Raw genomic sequence first — 18288 nt, 5'->3', positions numbered from 1 at the left:
CGTGTCCGGTGTCATAAAGCGGTTTAATCACATTCTCCTCGATTGGAATAAATTATTCCAATCGGCTGACTTTGATATTATTCCAAAACACACATATCTATTCTTATCGTTATTTTATTTATATTCAATTAATTCAGTTATTTGTGATTTTTCTGGGTAATATTGCAGTATCTGTATTCTTAAATTAGTCAATGTTTGGAATAGATTATTCTGTGATGTTGATAACAAAACAGGAATAGTCTATTCACTATTATCAACCCATCGATTTTTGGAGAGAAACCATGACAATTAACCTAAACAGCCTCATTACGGAAAGCCGTAACCCAGCCAGTGCAAATATCGATGAGCTAAGCACACTCGATATGCTGGCGGTCATCAATGGGGAAGATAAAAAAGTCGCTGTTGCTGTCGAGCAGAGCATGCCACAGATTGCCGAACTGGTTGATGCCATTGTCTTGGCGTTCGAGAAAGGCGGGCGGTTGATTTACAGCGGTGCAGGGACATCCGGCCGATTGGGTATTTTGGATGCCAGTGAGTGCCCGCCAACCTATGGTACGCCTGCCGAACAAGTTGTTGGCCTGATTGCTGGTGGCCACAAGGCCATTTTGAAAGCGGTTGAAAACGCAGAAGATAATGTCGAGTTAGGTAAACAGGATCTGGTTGACCTCAACTTTGGCCCGAACGATGTACTGGTCGGGATCGCTGCCAGCGGCAGAACCCCATATGCCTTGGGGGCGATGCAGTACGCTAAATCAGTTGGTGCCACTGTCGGTTGTATTTGCTGCAACCCGGGAGCTCCGATGGTCGAGGTAGCCGATATTGCGATTACGCCGATTGTTGGGCCTGAAGTGGTGACCGGTTCATCGCGAATGAAGGCAGGCACGGCACAGAAGCTGGTGCTGAACATGCTGACGACCGGCGCCATGATCCGCTCAGGCAAGGTATATGGCAATTTGATGGTCGATGTCGAAGCGACCAATGCCAAGCTGGTGGAGCGCCAGAAAAAGATTGTGATGGAAGCGACAGACTGCAGCCGCGAAGAGGCAATACAGGCACTGGATGCGGCAGATGGACATTGTAAAACGGCCATTGTGATGATCCTCGCTGGCGTTTCTGCACCTGAGGCCCTTGAACTGCTTGGCGCCAACAATGGATTTACTCGCAGAGCAATTAATAACGCACAATAATGACAAGGAACGAATGATGGCAAAAATTACCTCTGGGATGATAGACAGCATCCTGTCTGCAATCGGCGGCCACAATAACGTTGCCCGATGCGGCAACTGTATGACTAGGCTGCGCTTGGCTCTGCACGACGAAATGCTTGCCGATCACGACCAAATCAAACGTATTGCGGGTGTGATGGGCGTAGTTGAAAGCGACAGCCAACTTCAAATTATCCTAGGTCCTGGTAAAGCGCAAACAGCGGCAGAGATGATGAATGCCTTACTGGGAAGCGCCGTTTCAGGCAGTGCCGATCCTGAGTCGTTAAAAGACATCGCTTCGGCAAACAAAAAGCAGCTGAAAGAGAAACAGACCAGCGGCATCCAGCGTTTTCTGTCTAAGTTTGCCACCATCTTCACGCCTTTGATCCCCGGCTTTATTGCTGTCGGCCTGTTGTTGGGTTTTGCCACCCTGCTGGAGCAGGTCTTCATTCTGGGTAACGAAGCACCTAATGCCCAGCTTGTTGAATTTATCAGCTATATGAAGGTGTTCAGTAAGGGCATGTTCGCCTTCTTGAGTATCTTGATTGGTTACAATGCCCAGCAGGCCTTTGGTGGCTCTGGCGTTAATGGTGCCATCATCGCTTCGCTGTTTGTCCTCGGTTATAATCCTGAGGCGGCAGCGGGTATTTATTCTGGCATGGATAACTTTTTCGGCATGCCGATTGACCCTCGCGGTAACATTATTGGGGTTTTGATAGCGGCTATTCTTGGCGCCAGCGTAGAGCGACAAGTCAGAAAATTCATGCCGGACAACTTGGATATGATCCTGACCTCGGCCGTGACACTGCTGATTATGGGCGCGGTAACATTCGTGATCATCATGCCATTGGGCGGAGTGCTGTTTAACGGTATGTCGTGGTTGTTTGTCAACCTCAACGGTAACCCAATCGGCAGTGCGATCCTCGCTGGTCTGTTCTTGCTCTCTGTGATGTTTGGTATCCACCAAGGATTTGTACCGGTTTACTTTGCCCTGATGGATGTCCAAGGCTTCAACTCATTGTTCCCGATCCTTGCCATGGCCGGTGGTGGTCAAGTTGGTGCGGCATTCGCCCTATACATGCGCGCCAAGAAAGATTCTATGCTACGCACCCAGGTCAAGGGCTCTATCGTCCCTGGCATTCTGGGTATCGGTGAGCCACTGATTTACGGTGTGACTTTGCCACGCGTTAAACCATTCGTGACCGCTTGTTTAGGTGGTGCTGTCGGTGGCTTCTTTGTCGGGTTGGTTGCTTATCTGGGCTTACCGGTTGGTCTGAATACCGTGTTTGGCCCATCGGGTGTGGTTGCCCTGCCATTGATGACATCGAATGTCGGGATTTTTGCCGGGATGGCGGTGTATGCGGCTGGCTTGGTGGTTTCTTACCTTGCTGGTTTTATCCTGACCTGGATGTTTGGCTCTAAAGATGTCGATTTGTCATAGTTCGGACTTTGCATGAAGAAAAGCCGACCCTTTTGAGGTCGGCTTTTTTATTTCCTGTTGATTCGATTACCCAAATAGGTAGGTGTACATGTAGCCTGCGCCTATCGCCATACCAAGGATCACTGCAAGGAAGGCGGCAATCATCTGGTTCTTGAAGATAGACTTGAGCAAGATAACTTCGGTCAAACTTGCACCTGCGCTACCGATGATCAAGGCCATTACTGAACCCATTGCCATGCCTTTCTTCACCAGGGCTGCGCTCAATGGGATCACTGCTTCAGCACGGATGTAGAGCGGAATACCAATCACTGCTGCCACTGGAATTGCATACCACATCCCTTCACCTGCATACTTGGCAATCAAATCAGTCGGAATGAAACCGTAGATGAAAGAGCCAATCAAAATACCTAGCATCAGGTAAGGAAGTACTTGCTTAAAGTCTTTCCACGTTGAGTGCCAGATACGTACCCAGCGGCTCTCTTCCTTCACTGTCATTACGGCTTCACCGCAGCCACTGATTTCTACATTCACTTCTTCTTTTGTTCCACAGCATGAGCTGGCAACCGGCTCTGGCTTAGGTGTCGCTGCACAGCATGAAGCCGCTACAGGCTCAGGTTTTGCACCACATGTTGATGCCGCTTTAGGCGCTGATTTAGCTGATGAATCACCACAAGAGGTACCACAGCTAGAGCTGCTATCAGCAACTTGGTATGCCTCTTCACGGACATAGCGTTCGAAACCCAGTTTTTCGAGCACGTATCCAGCAATGACTGAAACAGCTAGAGCGACTACAAAGTAGAACACTGCCACTTTGATCCCGAAGGTCACGACAAACAGGCCGATGATCACTGGGTTTAACAGTGGGCTGGCGAACAAAAATACCATCATCGGGCCAAAACCAGCTCGGGCACGAAGCAGACCTTTTAGGAAAGGAATGGTCGAGCACGAACAAAATGGCGTGATTGAACCAAGTAGCGCAGCAATAAAGTAGCCTTTGCCATTGCGTGAGCTCAAGATCGACTGGATCTTCTCCGGTGTCAGGAACTCCTGCAGGACACCGACTAGGTAGCTAATCACTAAAAATAGAACGGTAAGCTCTGCTGCTAGGAATAGGAACATACCGGCAGCTTCTTTGAACATGGTAACGAATTCAGGACTCATGGTTACGGCCTCATTTGCTCGTTTATTTCGATATGTGTCGAAATATATGCTCGAAGCAGATTGGTGTCAATTATTTATTTCTAATTTTATCGAAATAAATTTGGGTGAAAATTATCTTGTTGACTATGATGTGCTTAAGAGATTGGAATTAAAGGATTAATATTGGAAGGTGACAAGAGGCTAGGATCGCCTCTTGCTTTGTCTGTGGAGATGGTATTCAGTCGGAAGGGCGGATCGTTAACTCAGTCTTCTGCAACAAAGACGTACATGTCACCGCGACAGTGGTTGACGCTGTATTCGATGACCTTGCCCTTGGCATCATGGGCGATTTGCTTTATCAGTAATACCGGAACTGCTTCGTCGAGGCTGAGGTGGCCGAGGAATTCATCGGTAGGCAACTGGGCACTGACCCAGCTTTTGGTGCCGGTCAGCGTGATATTCTGGCTGCGGAAGTAATCGTACAGCGAGAGCTGGATTTCGTCTGCGTCGGTGATCAGGCCGACAGGGACATACGACTCTTCTACCGATACTGGCTTGTCATCGATGTAACGGATCCGCTTGAGCAGGAAGACATCCTCGCCTTCGGCCAAGCTGAGCTGCTTCGCAACATCATCGTTGCAGGGCACGACTTCTTTTTTGATCCACAAAGTATCGGGGCGTTTACCTTTCAGTACCACTTGTTGGGAAAAGCCCTTGGGCTCTTTGAGTGAGTACTCCAGGGTGTCGCTAATCATTGTGCCTGAGCCGCGAGAGCGAACAATGACGTTTTCTTTGTCCAGCACATCCAGCGCTTTGCGCACCGTAATGCGCGAAATGCCCAACAGCTCGCTCAGCTCCCGCTCGGTGGGCAGGTAGTCACCGCCAACCAACAGTTTTTTCTGGATGGCTTGTTTGACGGTTTCAGCGACTTTCACGTAAAGCGGTGACTTGTCCTTCTGTTCGATACGCTCTTTGATGAGACTGATCAAGCTATTGTAATTATTCATTTATTCATGCTTTGCCTTGAGTACTGGTTTGATTATACCCAAGCCGATAGGTTGTAGCCATAACGCCAGTCCAACTGTGACGGCCATCAACACGGCGCAAACCTGGTAGGCTATTTGGTAGCTTCCGGTGCTGTCGACAACCAGGGCGGCAAGCATAGGGCCGATAAAACCGCCCATACCCCAGGCGGTATAGAGAATACCGTAGTTGGTGCCGTAGTATTTCAGTCCGTAGAACTGGGCCATCAAAGAAGGGAAGACAGCCAGCAACGCGCCGTAGCCTACCCCTGCCAATCCTGCTCCGACTATCATCAACGTGCTGCTTTGGTAGTATGAGAACAACAGCATATTGAGACCCTGTAACACGAAGGCCAGAGTTAGTGTTGGTAAAGCGCCAATGCGATCGGACAGCACGCCCGTTGCCAACCTGCCACCGGAGTTGAAAAGGGCCAGAGCGACAACCAAATAAGCAGCGTCATGGATATCAGCTTGAACAGCTGCAATGGAGGTGATGTTGGCAATGATCATCAGGCCAGCTGTCGAGGAAAAGGCATACATCAGCCATAGCATGTAGAAACGAGGCTGGCGAACCATTGCCCGCCAAGGCGTATCTTGGTTTGGTGTGATGTTTTTAACGGATGCAGTATTGCCTTGGGGCGTTACTGATCTCGATGGACTTTTCGCCGATGGGGTCGTTTGGGTTGTTGGTACTGGTGGGTGATAGCCTGACGGTGGATTATCGATGGTACAAGCCAGCGGCAGGGCGATTAGCAGCAGGGCAGAGCCAAGTAGGTAAAAACTGGTGCTGATGCCGTATTGGGCAATCATGAAGCTCACCAACGGGGCCAAATAAACCGACGCAATACCAAAAGCGGTAGCGATAAGCCCATTAACCCAGCCTTTGCGTGACGGATGGAACCACTTCATGGCAACGGGGTTGAGGCAGGCATAGCCAAAGCCTATTCCGCATCCCGTCAACAGACCAAAAGTCAGGGTAAGCATCATAGGTGTTAGATGCAGCCCCGACAGCAACAAGCCAATACCAGCAAGGAAGATACCAGCGACCAGCACTTTGCGCGGGCCGATTTTGTCCTGGATGATGCCTGCGGCTAATACCGCCAGCGCTAAGACGCCGATTGACAAGGTGTAAGGGAGTGAGGCTTGGGTGTTGCTCCAGCCAAGTTCCACGATGAAGGCGTTTTTAAACACGCTCCAAGCGTAAAGGATACCGATACACAAGTTGATACCGCAGCAGGCGGCAAGCACTCGGGTTGCTTTTGTATTATTCATGGGCGTGTTTTCTTTTTATTCAATGCTGTTTTGCAGGTATAGGTCACCAGCCAAAGGCGCATAGCCTCCTTTGGCTGGTGGATATAGCTGTTGTTGGTTTATTCGATCAGTAGCGAGATAGGTAGTCTGCTAGTGCTTGGCGATCTGGCGCGCAGTCTCCGCCACGATGGCTGACCACAAAAGAAGCCACCGCGTTGCCGAGCAATACCGCATCACGTAATTCCCAGCCCGATGCGAGCCCGGCAAGTACCCCGCCTGCATGTGAGTCACCAGCCCCGATGGTATCGATAACGTTTGCCGGAAACGGTGAGACATTACCGGTTTGATTGGCATCGGCGAACAAGGCGCCGTCACTGTCAATACGCAAAATGAGTGGGCACTGGTATTGTTCGAACCACTGGCGAGTAAAGGTCTCGGCACAGCCCATACCCAGCACTTCTGCTTCTTGGCGGTTAAGCGAGACAATCGGCTTCAAAGCTAACAGGCGCTGGAAAAGCGTATCTGGAATATCGGCAATGCGTGGGCCGAAATCGACGAAAGCATCTACCGTATCTGGTAGCGATTCCAACCAAGTCACCAACTGTTCGCCACTTGGTGAGGCCAGCTGATAACCCGACAGGTAAATCAAGGCATCATCGGCAAGTGGAAGGCTATTGAGGATATCTTCATCCCAATGGTTTTCTACCCCACTGACTGAGATAAAGGTTCGTTCACCGTCTGGTTCAACCAATGCCATGCACCAGCCGTTATCGCCTTTGTCGGTTTGGATCTCGCTGGTAATGCCGTTTTGCTTCAGGCTTCGGCTGATAAGGCTAGCCCAGTTGCCCTGGCCGATCGGCAGAGCGTTGAGCGAGTCTATCTCTAGGCGCTTTAGGGCGATTGCAATGTTGAGGGCGCAGCCGCCAATATGCAGACCTTTCTCTGTCACTTCTAAGTCGCCGCCGCGCACAGGCAAGGTCGCCGCCTCAGTGACAATATCAATCACCGCCGCACCAATCAGGCACAACTGACGTTGGTTGTGCAGGCTCGGTAGTAGAGTTGTCAGGGCATTATGCGGCATAGGTTTTCTCCTTGTTTATCCGCATTTTAGTGAAGGCTGTGCTGTATCGGGTGAAGTCAAGCTGGTTGGCATCATCTAGCTGGCGCTTTAGCTCTGGGTCGATACCATCGATGCCGGACAGCGCACCACAAATGGCTGTTGCCATCGCACCGATCGTATCGGTATCACCGCCTAGGTTGGCACAGAGGATCGCACAGCGGTTTGGATCAGTACCAGCCAGCTCAACCATGGCAATCGCTGCTGGTACAGATTCAATCGTGCTGGTGCCGGCACCGACCAAATCATAGATTTGCTGCATCGCGCTCTCAATACCTAGGTTGTTGCGGGCGATAGACAGAGCAAGCTCAATACGTGCTCCCATCGAAGCGCTGAAGGTGGTGGTATTTTTCTCTTGGGCCGCTCTAGCAATGGCAGGCAGCTGATCACTGATGGTTGTCCAGCTGTCACCGTCGATTGCTTTAGATACTGCCCAAGCAATGGCTGTTGCACCGGCAATGGCAACATCAGATTTGTGGGTTGGGCTTGAAGCCAGCCAGACCTGACCGATAAAGCTATCTAGGTTGTGGGTTGGTAGTAGGCAACCCAGCGGTGAAACACGCATCGCCGCACCGTTGGTCACGCCGTTGTTTTCCAGTTCGCTGATAGGCGTTCCAGCTTTGATGGCGGTCATTGCAGCTTTTGATGACGGGCCAAAGACATTCTTGTTGAAAGCATCGAAACCTTCTGCCCAAGTCATTACGTTACGGGCAATAAGGTCTGGGTTGATTTCGCCATCGCACTCAATCAAGGCGTCAGCAAGCGCTAGTGCCATGGATGTATCATCGGTGAAGTGGCAGGCATCGAAATAGCATGCGGCATTGTTTTCTGCCGGGCCTGGAAGAAAGCGGTCAATCCAACCGAAATGGGCTTTAACTCGGCTGCGCGGCCATAGCTCAGAAGGCATCCCCATTGCATCACCCAGTGCTTGACCGTAAAACGCTCCAAGAATGCGACTTTCTGTATTGTTATTCATTGACTACACCTTATCAAAATATTGAGTCACGCCCGCCGCAAGCATGGCGGGCGAAAAAGTAAATTATGCGTTGGCCGGTTTACTGTCGGCCGGGTTTTCATCCTTGATGGTGATCTCTTTGATTTCACCGTCGGACTCGCGGAAGAAGAACATGAAGGCGATCAGGATGACGGCAATCATGATGGCTCCGAAGCCCCACATTCCAGACCAGTTGAAGGTCAAACCATTTTGTGGCTCGGGGTAAGCGAACATCTTCTCCATCATTACGCCACCGATGCGGTATCCCAGAAGGCTACCTAAGCCCTGGCAACATAGGGTGATCAAGCCTTGCGCGGCGGTACGCATGTGTTTCGGCGCTTTCTTGTCGACATAGATGTAAGCGGTGACGAAGTAGAAGTCGTAGCTCACACCGTGCAGCAGGATCCCGGCGAACAGTAGCGAGTACAGATACCATTGCTCGGCGCTGCCGTAGACGAAGAATCCATAGCGGACGGCTGCCGTGAACAGACCAAGTAGTAATACCTTTTTAATACCATAACGTTTGGTAAAGAAAGGAAGCGCCAACATGAAGAAGATTTCAGAGAATTGGCCCAGGGTCATCCAGCCGGTGGCATTGCTCATGCCTACTTCGGTTAAATAGCCGTTGGCAAAGATGTAATAGAAGGCCAGCGGCATGCTGAACATGAATGAGCAGACAAAGAAAGCCAGGAAGTTCTTGTCACGAAGGAGTACCAAAGCATCGAGACCCAGCATGACTTTCAAGTTTAGTTTGCCAGTACTTTTTGGTGGCGTATTCGGCAACGACAGGGCAAAGACACCCAGTAGGGCTGAACTTGCAGCTGTGACCATTAGCGGGATATTGGTTGCAGAGATATCGCCGTAGCCCAACCAACCCGGTAGGAAGCCACAAACAATACCAGAAGCGATCCAGCCAATGGTGCCCAGTACGCGGATACGCGGGAAGTCACGCTCAACATCATCGACATTCGAGAACGCGATACTGTTGGTCAGGGCGATAGTCGGCATATAAGTGAGCGAGTAAACCAGCAGCAGTGGGAAGAACCCGGCAAATGTGGTTTGCTGCGCGGCTAAGTACATCAGTCCTGCCCCAGCTAACAACATGACAGATAAAACTTTTTGGGCAGGGAAGAAACGGTCGGTAATAGAACCAACTAAGATCGGCGAAATGATCGCGGCGATAGCGGTACAGGCATAAGACCAGGCGATTTCAGTCGGGGTAAATCCATTGGTGTTAAGAAACTGCCATAAAGGGACGAACCACGCCCCCCAGATGAACCATTCAATGAACATCATGAATGACAGTTTTGTATTTGTTTTTGTCATCGTTTTTTTCCTTTAGTAGTAGGGTAATACCAAATCTATTACTAAAGTAATACCAAAGCAATACCAAAGGGTTTAAAAAGTGATCAGGTTAACTATTATTGATGAGATGGTAAATAGAATCAGCCACTTAGCCAAACCTTGAAACAGGCGTGAAAAAAGCCATATCTATAGCCTAGCGGAGACGGTGAATGTTCGAAGATATTCCTTTTTGAGGAAATACGAGGTGGGACGGTAGTGTTGTTTATTGTAAGGCTTGACGGAGTGGTGAGGCGTTGAAAGGGAACGAGGCTTAGATCTCGCGCTCTTCCTGTAAATCCTGCCTATCTTGCAAGGCGCCATGGGTTACCTTGGTACATTCAATGAGTTCGTTATGATTAAGTTGTCGCTGGGCAAGCTCCAAGGGTATCGCATCAAACCCACCGTCATAACTATCACTGAGCTCAGCGGGAGTTTGGAACCCCACATCGTAGCAAAGGGTGTGGGTAGAAATGGTATCTGGCTCTTGCTGCTCGGTATTCAGGCTGGCAAACAAGATGAGTCCTGCGATGGCTGAAGCTGATGTGTATTGGATAATCACGAAGCGCCCTAATGCTTATTGTTAAAATTGAGCGCGAAGCATACAAAAGTGGAAAGGCGTGGACTTACCATTTTGTGCCAGCAGGGAAGGCTGACTGACACAATATGGTTTGCTTTGCTGATTGTATATCAGTGATTATTGGCAGGATGCTGGACCTTTTTCTTCCCATACTCCCCATTGGCCAGTCGTTCCAGGTTCTTCACCCTTAGTCCACCACTTGGCCCGCCATAGTTTGCCATTGTGGGTGACTTCGTCATTGGAGTTATACGTTGCCGCACTGTCCCACGCATTTGGACACACAGGTTGGCTATCATCGAAAACTGTCACTGTCCGTGGTTGGTTGGCACTGTTGCCCGCATTGTCACTCACCGAGTAGGTCAACGCGTAATTACCGGCTACGTTAGTGTTTACACTCCCGGAGACTTGGATGCTGGCTGAAATATCATTGCCGTTATAGTCGGCCGCAGTGATCCCCGCCAGAGGGTCAAATGCAGCTCCTAGGGCAACCTGGGTATCAGTGATGCCAGTCAGTACCGGCGATTTGTCTGGCTCTGGTGGCTGTTGGTTATGGATGTAGTTGCCGTAGTCTTTGATGAATTTTTCATTGTAAGGCTGTCCGGCACTGTTAGTGCCCATATCCCAGTTTACAGACCAGGTCATTACACCGCGCAAAGGTTGGCCCTGCGCTTTCAGGCGATCGAACGCAGCATACAGGGCCTTGGGATCTTCAACAAAACCGTTGTTGGCCCCATCAATGTTGGCGGGAATACCGAACACCAGCTTGTCATGGGTAATTGTGGTGTAACCTCGGGTGCCGTTAATCAGCGAGTCTGAAATGTAGTAGATAAACTCTTCTTTTCTCGCATCATTTTGTGAAAGCCAGCCAACACTACCATCGACGTAAACACCGTCGCCACCCTGGTTGTAGAATTGTGGGTTGATGAAGTCATAGTCGCCTGCCAGCCCCTGGAGGTAAGGCAGGTATTTACCGTTGGCGATGGTGAGGTATGGGAACTCCGGTGCCATGGTGATCATGAAGCTCTTACCTTGGGCACGGTAATGATCTTTCACTAACTTTAGGGCGGCGGGAATAACTGTTTGGTTATCCGCAGCGGTAATGGCATTTTGCTCAAGGTCGATATCCAGCCCGTCGAAGCCGAATTTTTCAGTTAGGCGGATCACCTCATCGGCAAAGGCTTGCTCGTCTCCGGCCTTGAGCTCAACGTGGGCATCGGCGCCACCCAGTGCCAGCAATACGCTTCGGCCTTGGCTGTTCAGGGTGTTGATCTGGTCAATGAAAGCGGATTCGGTGAGGCCAATTTTTGGGTCTAGCTCGAAGGTGGGGATGCGGCCAGCATTGAGGTCATAGACTTTCATGAAAGAAACATTGACGACGTTGTAGTCGGGGTGCACTTCCGTTAAGTCTATGCAGGGGGCATTACCGCCACGGTAGCCTGCACCGTCACACCAGTTATGCCAGTAACCGACTACAACATTTCCAGTCTGCGCCACCATTTCATTGGCTTGTGCAGAAATAGAGACCGAGGTTACTCCCATGAACATAGCGGAGGTGAGGAGGGTCAGAGGTAATAGTTTCATGTTCACTCCTTTGATTGTTATTGGATTTGTATATACCCAAGCATCCTTCAAGAGGCTGGATGCCTGCACCTTGAAGTACCTTGAAGTACCTTGAGGCACCTTGAGGTAATTTGGGGATAATTTGTAGGTGTGAATGTAAGCTAGCGCATCCACATTTTCGGTGAAATAATTTTGGGCGCAAAAAAAGATCTAGATTCAAAAGATTAAATGCAACTTGTTGCTTTCTTGATTAAATGCCAATGAGTGTCTAAAGAAGCGTATATCTCCAACAGATTACAAGCTGCTGATTCAGGAATTTAACTTGTATTGTCTGCTTTTTTGTACACTTGCTACTCCTGCTCATGTACATCGTCCTTTTTCTTTGGTTGGCACTATTTTGCCTATATTGAATATGTTTATGGCGATTTTTTATCCTGTCTTATTCTCTAACCTCCTGCTGTGCCAGCTTTTTCTCACGAGTCAGAAACAAGATATTTTCTGGCTAATAACCTTGAAGTAAATGATGAGATGGATACCCATTCATCACGAATAACAGGCAGCAGAAAATAACAGACTGCCCATAAAAATGTTTATTTTGGCTAGGTTGGAGTGTTTGAATGAATACCTCCCGTTTTTTACTGGCTGTCGCATTGGTTGCGACAGTCACAGCTTGTCGTGAAGACTCTGATGATCCCATTGCTTCGGTAGATAATGCATCTGGGACAGAAGGAACTGAAGTCGTGCAGGAGCCGGCCAGCGAGCGGCCGGCTGAATCTCCACCAGAAGAGGCACCTCCAGCAAATGAGGCCCCACCTGAAGACAGTGGTGGCGATGAAACGCCGCCTCCTCCTCCTCCGCCAGAGGCTAAATTAGATATCGATGGCTTGCCATTGCCCGAACTGTCGGCCAGCCATGACTACGAGGCGTACTTGGCGGCTCAACCTCAGTATTACACCCGTATCTCGTCGCCATTCGGTAATGTGGAGTCACAGGACAATACTCCGTTTGGCAATCGGGTAACCAATGCAGGGGCAAATCTGGGGCGGGTGATTTTTTACGATGTCCGCCTATCAGCCAACAACACGGTCTCTTGTGCTTCCTGCCATATTCAAAAGCACGGGTTTACTGATCCCAAGGTTTTCAGTGATGGTTTTGATGGCGGTAAGACCGGACGCCACTCTATGAGCTTGAGCAATGCGGCTTACTACCGTAATGGCAAGTTTTTTTGGGATGAACGGGCCGATACCCTGGAAGACCAAGTATTGATGCCTATCCAAGACGAGGTGGAAATGGGAATGAACCTGTTTGACCTTGAAGTGAAGATGGGTGAAACGAGCTATTACGCCGGGCTGTTCAATGAGGCTTTCGGCGATGAAGCGATCACCAGCGAGCGTATCTCGCGCGCATTGGCCCAGTTCATTCGTACCATGGTGACCTATGAGTCTAAGTACGATCAGGCTTTCACTGCCGGTGAGTGGGATGCCCCCAACTTTGAAGCGGTATTTAGCGAGCAGGAAATGCTCGGCCTGAAGTTGTTTTCGGGGTTCCCTGGCAGCGAACGAGACTCTTTAGGTTGTATTACCTGCCACCAGACAACGGCCCACTCTATGGATCAGGCCCATGTCAATGGTTTGGATGCCGATACCAGCAGTGATCAGGGGGCGGGTAATGGGTTCTTCAAGTCCCCGTCATTGCGAAATATCGGGGTTGGGGCGCCTTATATGCATGACGGCCGTTTTGAAACCTTGATGGATGTCGTTGAGTTCTACAATAGCGGTGTTGAGAGACACCGTAACCTAAGCCCAGATCTCACCAGTAACGGGCAAGTGGGTGGGCGCCCGATAAGAATGGACTTGAGCCAGGAGGAAAAAGAAGCCTTGGTTGCCTTTATGGAGGCGCTGACTGACGATAACTTCCTCGCCAACCCGATATATCACGATCCTTTCTTTGCCAATACGGTTGAAGGGCAGTTGCAAGCGCAGCAGGCTGAAGGACAAGCCAGCGAAAGTGGCACAGAAGGCGGTGAGACAGAAAGCGGCGAGTAATCTGGCTGGCAAATCGGCTGCAAGCGAATAACAGAGACAAAAAAAACCTGCAACAAGGATGTGCAGGCTGTTATGAAAGGAACAAAAATGACGAGATATGAACTTGTCACTGTTAATAACGCTGGCGGCGGGCCGCGGGATCACATTCGGGGGGCATGGTAACGTTTAGCCACCCCATCCCTTGCTTCCACCAGATGAACGGCTGCTGCTCCAGCTTGATTTTGCCGAAACCGTTGAGCCAAACCCGCCGCGAGAAATCGTACGGCTGACGGTAGGCTTTGGCTTCATATGATCTTTGCTGACCCGCACCTTGGTTTTTTTATAGCTGCTGCGACCGTAGTCATAGCCGTCGGCCGTGGTCCAGCGGTCATAAAAAATACTGCCGGGGTAATAGGAGCGGAACATTGGCTGTGAATAATACCCTCCGCGATCCCTGTCGATCATTCGGGCAAACATGAACCCAGCCATCGCAGGCATGAACCAATTATTACCTTGTGGCTGCATACAGGCATTGGTGCCAAACTCCGCTTCGCAATCGTAGCGAGAGTTGTACTTTGGCGCAGTGCGGGAGGCTTCCTGCAAGGCAAACTGGTAAGCCGCTTGGCATTCTTCGGTATAGTTTGGGTTGTCATCGACGCAATCGTTGAGGGTCTCGTATATGACGGCATCATCGCCGCTATCGCTGCACCCTGAAAGCACGGCTGTAGCAAAGACCGCTGTTATAGGCGCTGCCATGGTGCCGATTGATGCAGGTCGCCAGTTTTTCTTCATACTGGCGAGCACGACATGTTTACTACGTTTCATGGCGTCCCCCTTAATACGTCATACAGGCGGCGTTGAGTAGGCCAACGGATACAGAGGTAGCCGCCATGACGATACCGGCAGGGATTTCGCCTGCTTCAATACGCTCGACAATCCTTGGCATAAAGCCAAAACGTAAAATGGCAAAGGCAATCAGCTGGGCAAACAGGGCCACAACGCCCCAAATAGCGAAATCAACCAGGTTGACCGAGTTGCTGGCTGCTCCTGCGATAGCCAGGCAATAGCCAATGATCGAACCCGACAGGCCGATCGCTGCGGCGATATTTTGGTCTTCTTTTACCAGCTTCCACTCGTCATGCGGAGTAAAGCGGACGTAGACGAACTTGAATACCAGCAGGAATGCCAGTGAAAGGGCAAAGTAGAGAAGAAATGCGCCGAGGCCGGCAAGAGAGTTGGTTAGTACTTCCATGTTAATCCTATTCGTTCTGTAATGTATTGAATATTAGCCAATCAGTTTGAAATCCGTGGGAGATAAATCGAAGCCGGTACTGATTGCCAAACATCGCTCGGCCTGGTTGCGGTAGATTTTCTCTTCGCCAGCCACGAGCAGAGATTCGAACTGCCCATTGCCAGTATCTCGTTCGTAAATCATGACAAACTGGTCGGTCTCGCTGATCGTGCCGTTCTCGAGCCAAGTTTTCTCTGTCATCGCGACGGGGCGGGCGTTGTCCCACACTTTGTCGAACTGAAAACCTTCAAGCTCCCAACTCAGTTTGACTATTTCATTATCCAGCAGGTGCTGCCACTGGCTCTGGCTATCGATGGGGCGCGACTCGTAGAAGTAATAAAGCTTCACTTCACTGATATCGGCTTCGGTCATTCCGTGGGTTAATATTTGGATAAAACCATCATCGTCGGTGTAATAGCGCAGTATCCGGGTTTGCTCGTCGAGATGGACCTCGCCCACAGCCTTGATTAATTGCGTACGGGATGCCCCCTCGATAATTAGCTCCGGCTCAATTAACCTCAGTTTTAGATCATCAAGCTCGAAAGCGCCACCGAGCCTTAGCCCGATAATCTCTGGGCTGCTGGGCACCTCGGCCTGCGGTTGCTTTTTCTTGAACCAGTCAAACATAAACACTCCCGTGTCGTCTGGTGTTGTCAATAACGGCTAGCTGCATTTGGACCAATTGATCTGCTCGATGCGCTCGTCGGCGATATAGAAAATCTTGGCTCCAGGCGGAACTTCCCTATCCAATGGCGGGTTGAGCTCGACGCCTTGGCCTGCGTCTATGGCAATAAGGATAGCTTCATATTGCTGCTTGAAGCCGTTGAACAATGGGGCAATTGTGCTAGGCGCGGCATTGCCCGGGAACGTCACCGCATACTGGGTCATCCCCTTGTGGGTACTGAGCAGTTCATGGTGCAGTTCGCTCGAGCCCGGATCAATGGCCGCTTTTGCCAGCATCTCGACAGCCACTGAAGGAATGCATTCCACATTGGGGCAGTGGTGCTTGAGCAAGCCACTTAGCGATTCATCATTGAAGTAAGCCAGGATATGGGCGTTGGGGTTCTGGTTCGCGCAGAATAAAGCGGCAGAGAGTGTGACATCATCTTCGCTGTTGTCGATCACGATACAGTTTGCCGTTTCAACGCCAGCTTTTGCCATAGCTTGGCTATCGGTAAAGCTGGGGGTGCGGACGAATTCAATTTCGCCAGGCAGCGGGTTTTCTATCTCAGGCCGAACACAGAGCACAATCGCGCGGCGGCCTTTCTCTTCGTATTGCAGCATTTTTATCAGGTGCAGGGTGCGCTGCTCGTTCCACCCAAGCACAAGAATGTGGTTATCCACCGATACTTTCCTCCGGCCTAACAGCCCCTGTTTCCAGTAATCAATAAAGACGCTAGCAACCCGCCCTACGGCCAAGGCAAAAAGCCCTAGCCCACCGGGGATCACAAACAGCATCACAACCCATTTTCCAGCCACGGTTGTTGGCGACATATCGCCATAGCCTACCGTGGAAGCGCTAACGACCAAGTAATACAAGAAGTCGGTCGGGCTCTGGATCAGGGCTGATTCACCAACGGCAAACAGCAGGGCATAGCTGACAACCGTGTAGCCAATTACCAATAAAAGGAGGTTTCTGCCACTTAGCGCATGGAAATTCTGAGCCGCCCAGCGGCGGAATAACAGCCATATTGACATACTACCTCCTTATCAAACGGCACTTACTGGCCCAAAATACGCTTAAGCTCATCTTCTGCTGAGGATTGTTTTCCTGGGGTGATCCCGGCTTCGGCCAGTTTTTTATCCAAGCTACTGCCGGACTGCTCATCGGCCATTTCGGCGGCGGCTTCGAGTTGGGCTGATTTTTCTGCCTGGCGTTGCTTGATACGCTCTAGGGATTCAACTGCGGTATGCATTTTTGCATTGGCGCCGACATTGGTGGCCGAGACTGCTGTCTGTGCTTTCTGTACCGCTTCGTTGGCCTTGACCACGTCGACTTGCTGCTCCAGTTGGCGCAGCTTGTCTTTGGCCTGGCTGATGTTGGTACGCATCTTCTGCTCTGAAGCAACGAACTGGTCAAGGTAAGTTTGCTCGGCTTGTTGTTCATTGCGAAGTTCCGCGACTTTTTGTGCGCATTCAAGTGCTAGATCTTGTTGGCCTTTTTCCATCGCACCACGGGCATGGCCTTCATATTCTCCGATGCCTTGCTCGAATCCATCCACTTTTTGTTGAGACATTTTACGCTTGGCAACGATGCTGACTAATGCCTCATCTGAACGGCGAAGCTCTTGTTTGGCATCGCGGATTTCTTGGTCGAGGATACGCAGCGCTTGGTTATCGGCAACCGCTTCGGCAGTTTCATTGACACCGCCCTTGATAGCGGTAAACAGTTTTTTCCAGACACTCATTACGCAACCTCCTTGAGGTGATCTTGGTATAGCTCGATAAATGCTTCGACATTGCGAAACAGTGTCGCCACCTCAATGACAATGCTTTCAGCCTTGGACTGGGAAGACAGCGAGCCGAAAGCCACATAGTAGTCGTTGCCGGCAATCTCATTGATGCCGATGGTCGACAACGGGAACATTTTGTGGGTACGCAAGATGTCGTTGTTGAGCGAGTCCGTGTCGTTAACTTGCTCTGCCGGGAACAGTAGAACCTCTACCAGAATTTGCTCACCAGATACGGCCAGGAAGGCTTCGATATTGTCTTCATTGCGAACAACCAGTGTCTGGTCATTTTGTTCTACTTCCCAGCCATCGTGCTCACTGAGAAGTGGGATTAGTTCTGAAACTTGCCACGTCATAGTTGCTACCTTTTGGTTTAGGTGTTAGTGAATAGAATGAAAAATCTACTCTTATTATGAGGTTAAATTGTTCAATTACCATGAAATGCTGTCTTTACATCGTTTTTTTGTGAGCTGTTTTGTGCCGTGGTGTTGAGTATTTCAGCCAAAGCATAGCCGGCAGGTAAAAGCAGAGTGGGAGGCAAAGCCCCGGTTGGTGCCCACGCTAGAGTGAACACAACCGGCGTTTCATTGTGCGCAATGATGGCTGAATTGACATCGAATATGTCGCGGATCAATTGTTGGTCGATGATGTGTTGTGGTTCACCGTAGGTAAACAGCTTTCATCCGGGCTAAAGAGAAAAATGCAATAAGTTGATGGTTTTTTAATGAAGAATGTATGAAGCTGGTGGATATGTAAGCACTTGGTTCTTGGGTGGGTTTACAAGGTGGAACGTTACGATTAATATACGCCGCACTTACGGAGAGATGGCTGAGTGGTTGAAAGCACCGGTCTTGAAAACCGGCATACGTTAA

16 protein-coding genes and 1 pseudogene are annotated in these 18288 nt (G+C 50.1%); 3 read left to right on the top strand and 14 right to left on the bottom strand.

All coding sequences use genetic code 11. The features are described 5' to 3' along the window. Positions 1-281: 281 nt before the first annotated feature. Together murQ and murP are read left to right on the top strand one after the other, a co-directional pair. On the top strand, positions 282-1187 hold the full coding sequence (gene murQ / locus ACXAGQ_RS21550) for an N-acetylmuramic acid 6-phosphate etherase (RefSeq protein ID WP_475256680.1): 906 nt from the start codon (positions 282-284) through the stop codon (positions 1185-1187). Between the two features lie 16 nt (positions 1188-1203). Then, positions 1204-2646: a PTS N-acetylmuramic acid transporter subunit IIBC gene (gene murP, locus ACXAGQ_RS21545; protein WP_475257427.1), complete on the top strand. Its 1443-nt coding sequence runs from the start codon at positions 1204-1206 to the stop codon at positions 2644-2646. Between the two features lie 66 nt (positions 2647-2712). Here murP and ACXAGQ_RS21540 read toward each other — a convergent pair whose 3' ends face one another. The 8 genes and pseudogenes from ACXAGQ_RS21540 to ACXAGQ_RS21505 all read right to left on the bottom strand — a co-directional run. Continuing rightward, positions 2713-3807 (bottom strand): permease, encoded by a 1095-nt coding sequence (locus tag ACXAGQ_RS21540; protein WP_475256679.1) that lies wholly within the window; start codon positions 3805-3807, stop codon positions 2713-2715. Positions 3808-4049: 242 nt separating this feature from the next. Beyond that, positions 4050-4793, bottom strand: coding sequence for a GntR family transcriptional regulator (locus ACXAGQ_RS21535; protein ID WP_475256678.1), 744 nt, complete (start codon positions 4791-4793; stop codon positions 4050-4052). Beyond that, a complete protein-coding gene (locus ACXAGQ_RS21530) occupies positions 4794-6080 on the bottom strand; it encodes an L-lactate MFS transporter (RefSeq protein WP_475256676.1) in 1287 nt (428 codons plus the stop codon). Positions 6081-6186: 106 nt separating this feature from the next. Further along, positions 6187-7140: a PfkB family carbohydrate kinase gene (locus ACXAGQ_RS21525; RefSeq protein ID WP_475256675.1), complete on the bottom strand. Its 954-nt coding sequence runs from the start codon at positions 7138-7140 to the stop codon at positions 6187-6189. Continuing rightward, positions 7130-8152: an ADP-ribosylglycohydrolase family protein gene (locus ACXAGQ_RS21520; RefSeq protein ID WP_475256674.1), complete on the bottom strand. Its 1023-nt coding sequence runs from the start codon at positions 8150-8152 to the stop codon at positions 7130-7132. Before ACXAGQ_RS21520 ends, ACXAGQ_RS21525 begins: the two co-directional genes overlap by 11 nt. Positions 8153-8215: 63 nt before the next feature. Beyond that, complete coding sequence (locus ACXAGQ_RS21515) at positions 8216-9496, bottom strand: nucleoside permease (RefSeq protein ID WP_475256673.1); 1281 nt, start codon at positions 9494-9496, stop codon at positions 8216-8218. Between the two features lie 289 nt (positions 9497-9785). Next, complete coding sequence (locus ACXAGQ_RS21510) at positions 9786-10073, bottom strand: hypothetical protein (protein WP_475256672.1); 288 nt, start codon at positions 10071-10073, stop codon at positions 9786-9788. Between the two features lie 141 nt (positions 10074-10214). After that, a pseudogene (locus tag ACXAGQ_RS21505) lies at positions 10215-11636 on the bottom strand (immunoglobulin-like domain-containing protein); the annotation flags it as partial. A 632-nt stretch (positions 11637-12268) separates the two neighbouring features. On the opposite strand from ACXAGQ_RS21505, the gene ACXAGQ_RS21500 reads away from it, so the two are divergent. Continuing rightward, entirely contained in the window at positions 12269-13696 is a 1428-nt protein-coding gene (locus ACXAGQ_RS21500) for a cytochrome-c peroxidase (RefSeq protein WP_475256671.1), read from the top strand. Positions 13697-13861: 165 nt separating this feature from the next. On the opposite strand, the gene ACXAGQ_RS21495 is transcribed toward ACXAGQ_RS21500, so the two are convergent. From ACXAGQ_RS21495 to ACXAGQ_RS21470, 6 genes are read right to left on the bottom strand one after another with little or no spacing between them, the layout of a single operon-like run. Further along, on the bottom strand, positions 13862-14500 hold the full coding sequence (locus ACXAGQ_RS21495) for a DUF1190 family protein (protein ID WP_475256669.1): 639 nt from the start codon (positions 14498-14500) through the stop codon (positions 13862-13864). Positions 14501-14510: 10 nt separating this feature from the next. Beyond that, positions 14511-14927: a DUF350 domain-containing protein gene (locus tag ACXAGQ_RS21490; protein WP_475256668.1), complete on the bottom strand. Its 417-nt coding sequence runs from the start codon at positions 14925-14927 to the stop codon at positions 14511-14513. 33 nt (positions 14928-14960) lie between these two features. Continuing rightward, positions 14961-15593: a YjfK family protein gene (locus tag ACXAGQ_RS21485; RefSeq protein ID WP_475256667.1), complete on the bottom strand. Its 633-nt coding sequence runs from the start codon at positions 15591-15593 to the stop codon at positions 14961-14963. 36 nt (positions 15594-15629) lie between these two features. Then, positions 15630-16664 carry a potassium channel family protein gene (locus ACXAGQ_RS21480; RefSeq protein ID WP_475256666.1) on the bottom strand — a complete coding sequence of 345 codons (1035 nt, stop codon included), beginning with the start codon at positions 16662-16664 and terminating at the stop codon, positions 15630-15632. A gap of 23 nt (positions 16665-16687) precedes the next feature. Continuing rightward, complete coding sequence (locus ACXAGQ_RS21475) at positions 16688-17374, bottom strand: PspA/IM30 family protein (protein ID WP_475256665.1); 687 nt, start codon at positions 17372-17374, stop codon at positions 16688-16690. Further along, entirely contained in the window at positions 17374-17772 is a 399-nt protein-coding gene (locus ACXAGQ_RS21470) for a DUF2170 family protein (RefSeq protein WP_475256664.1), read from the bottom strand. The genes ACXAGQ_RS21475 and ACXAGQ_RS21470 overlap by 1 nt, the downstream gene beginning before the upstream one ends. Positions 17773-18288 lie beyond the last annotated feature (516 nt).

The organism is Photobacterium sp. ABD4_091 (assembly GCF_056160145.1).
This window is presented reverse-complemented; position numbering and strand designations above follow the sequence as displayed.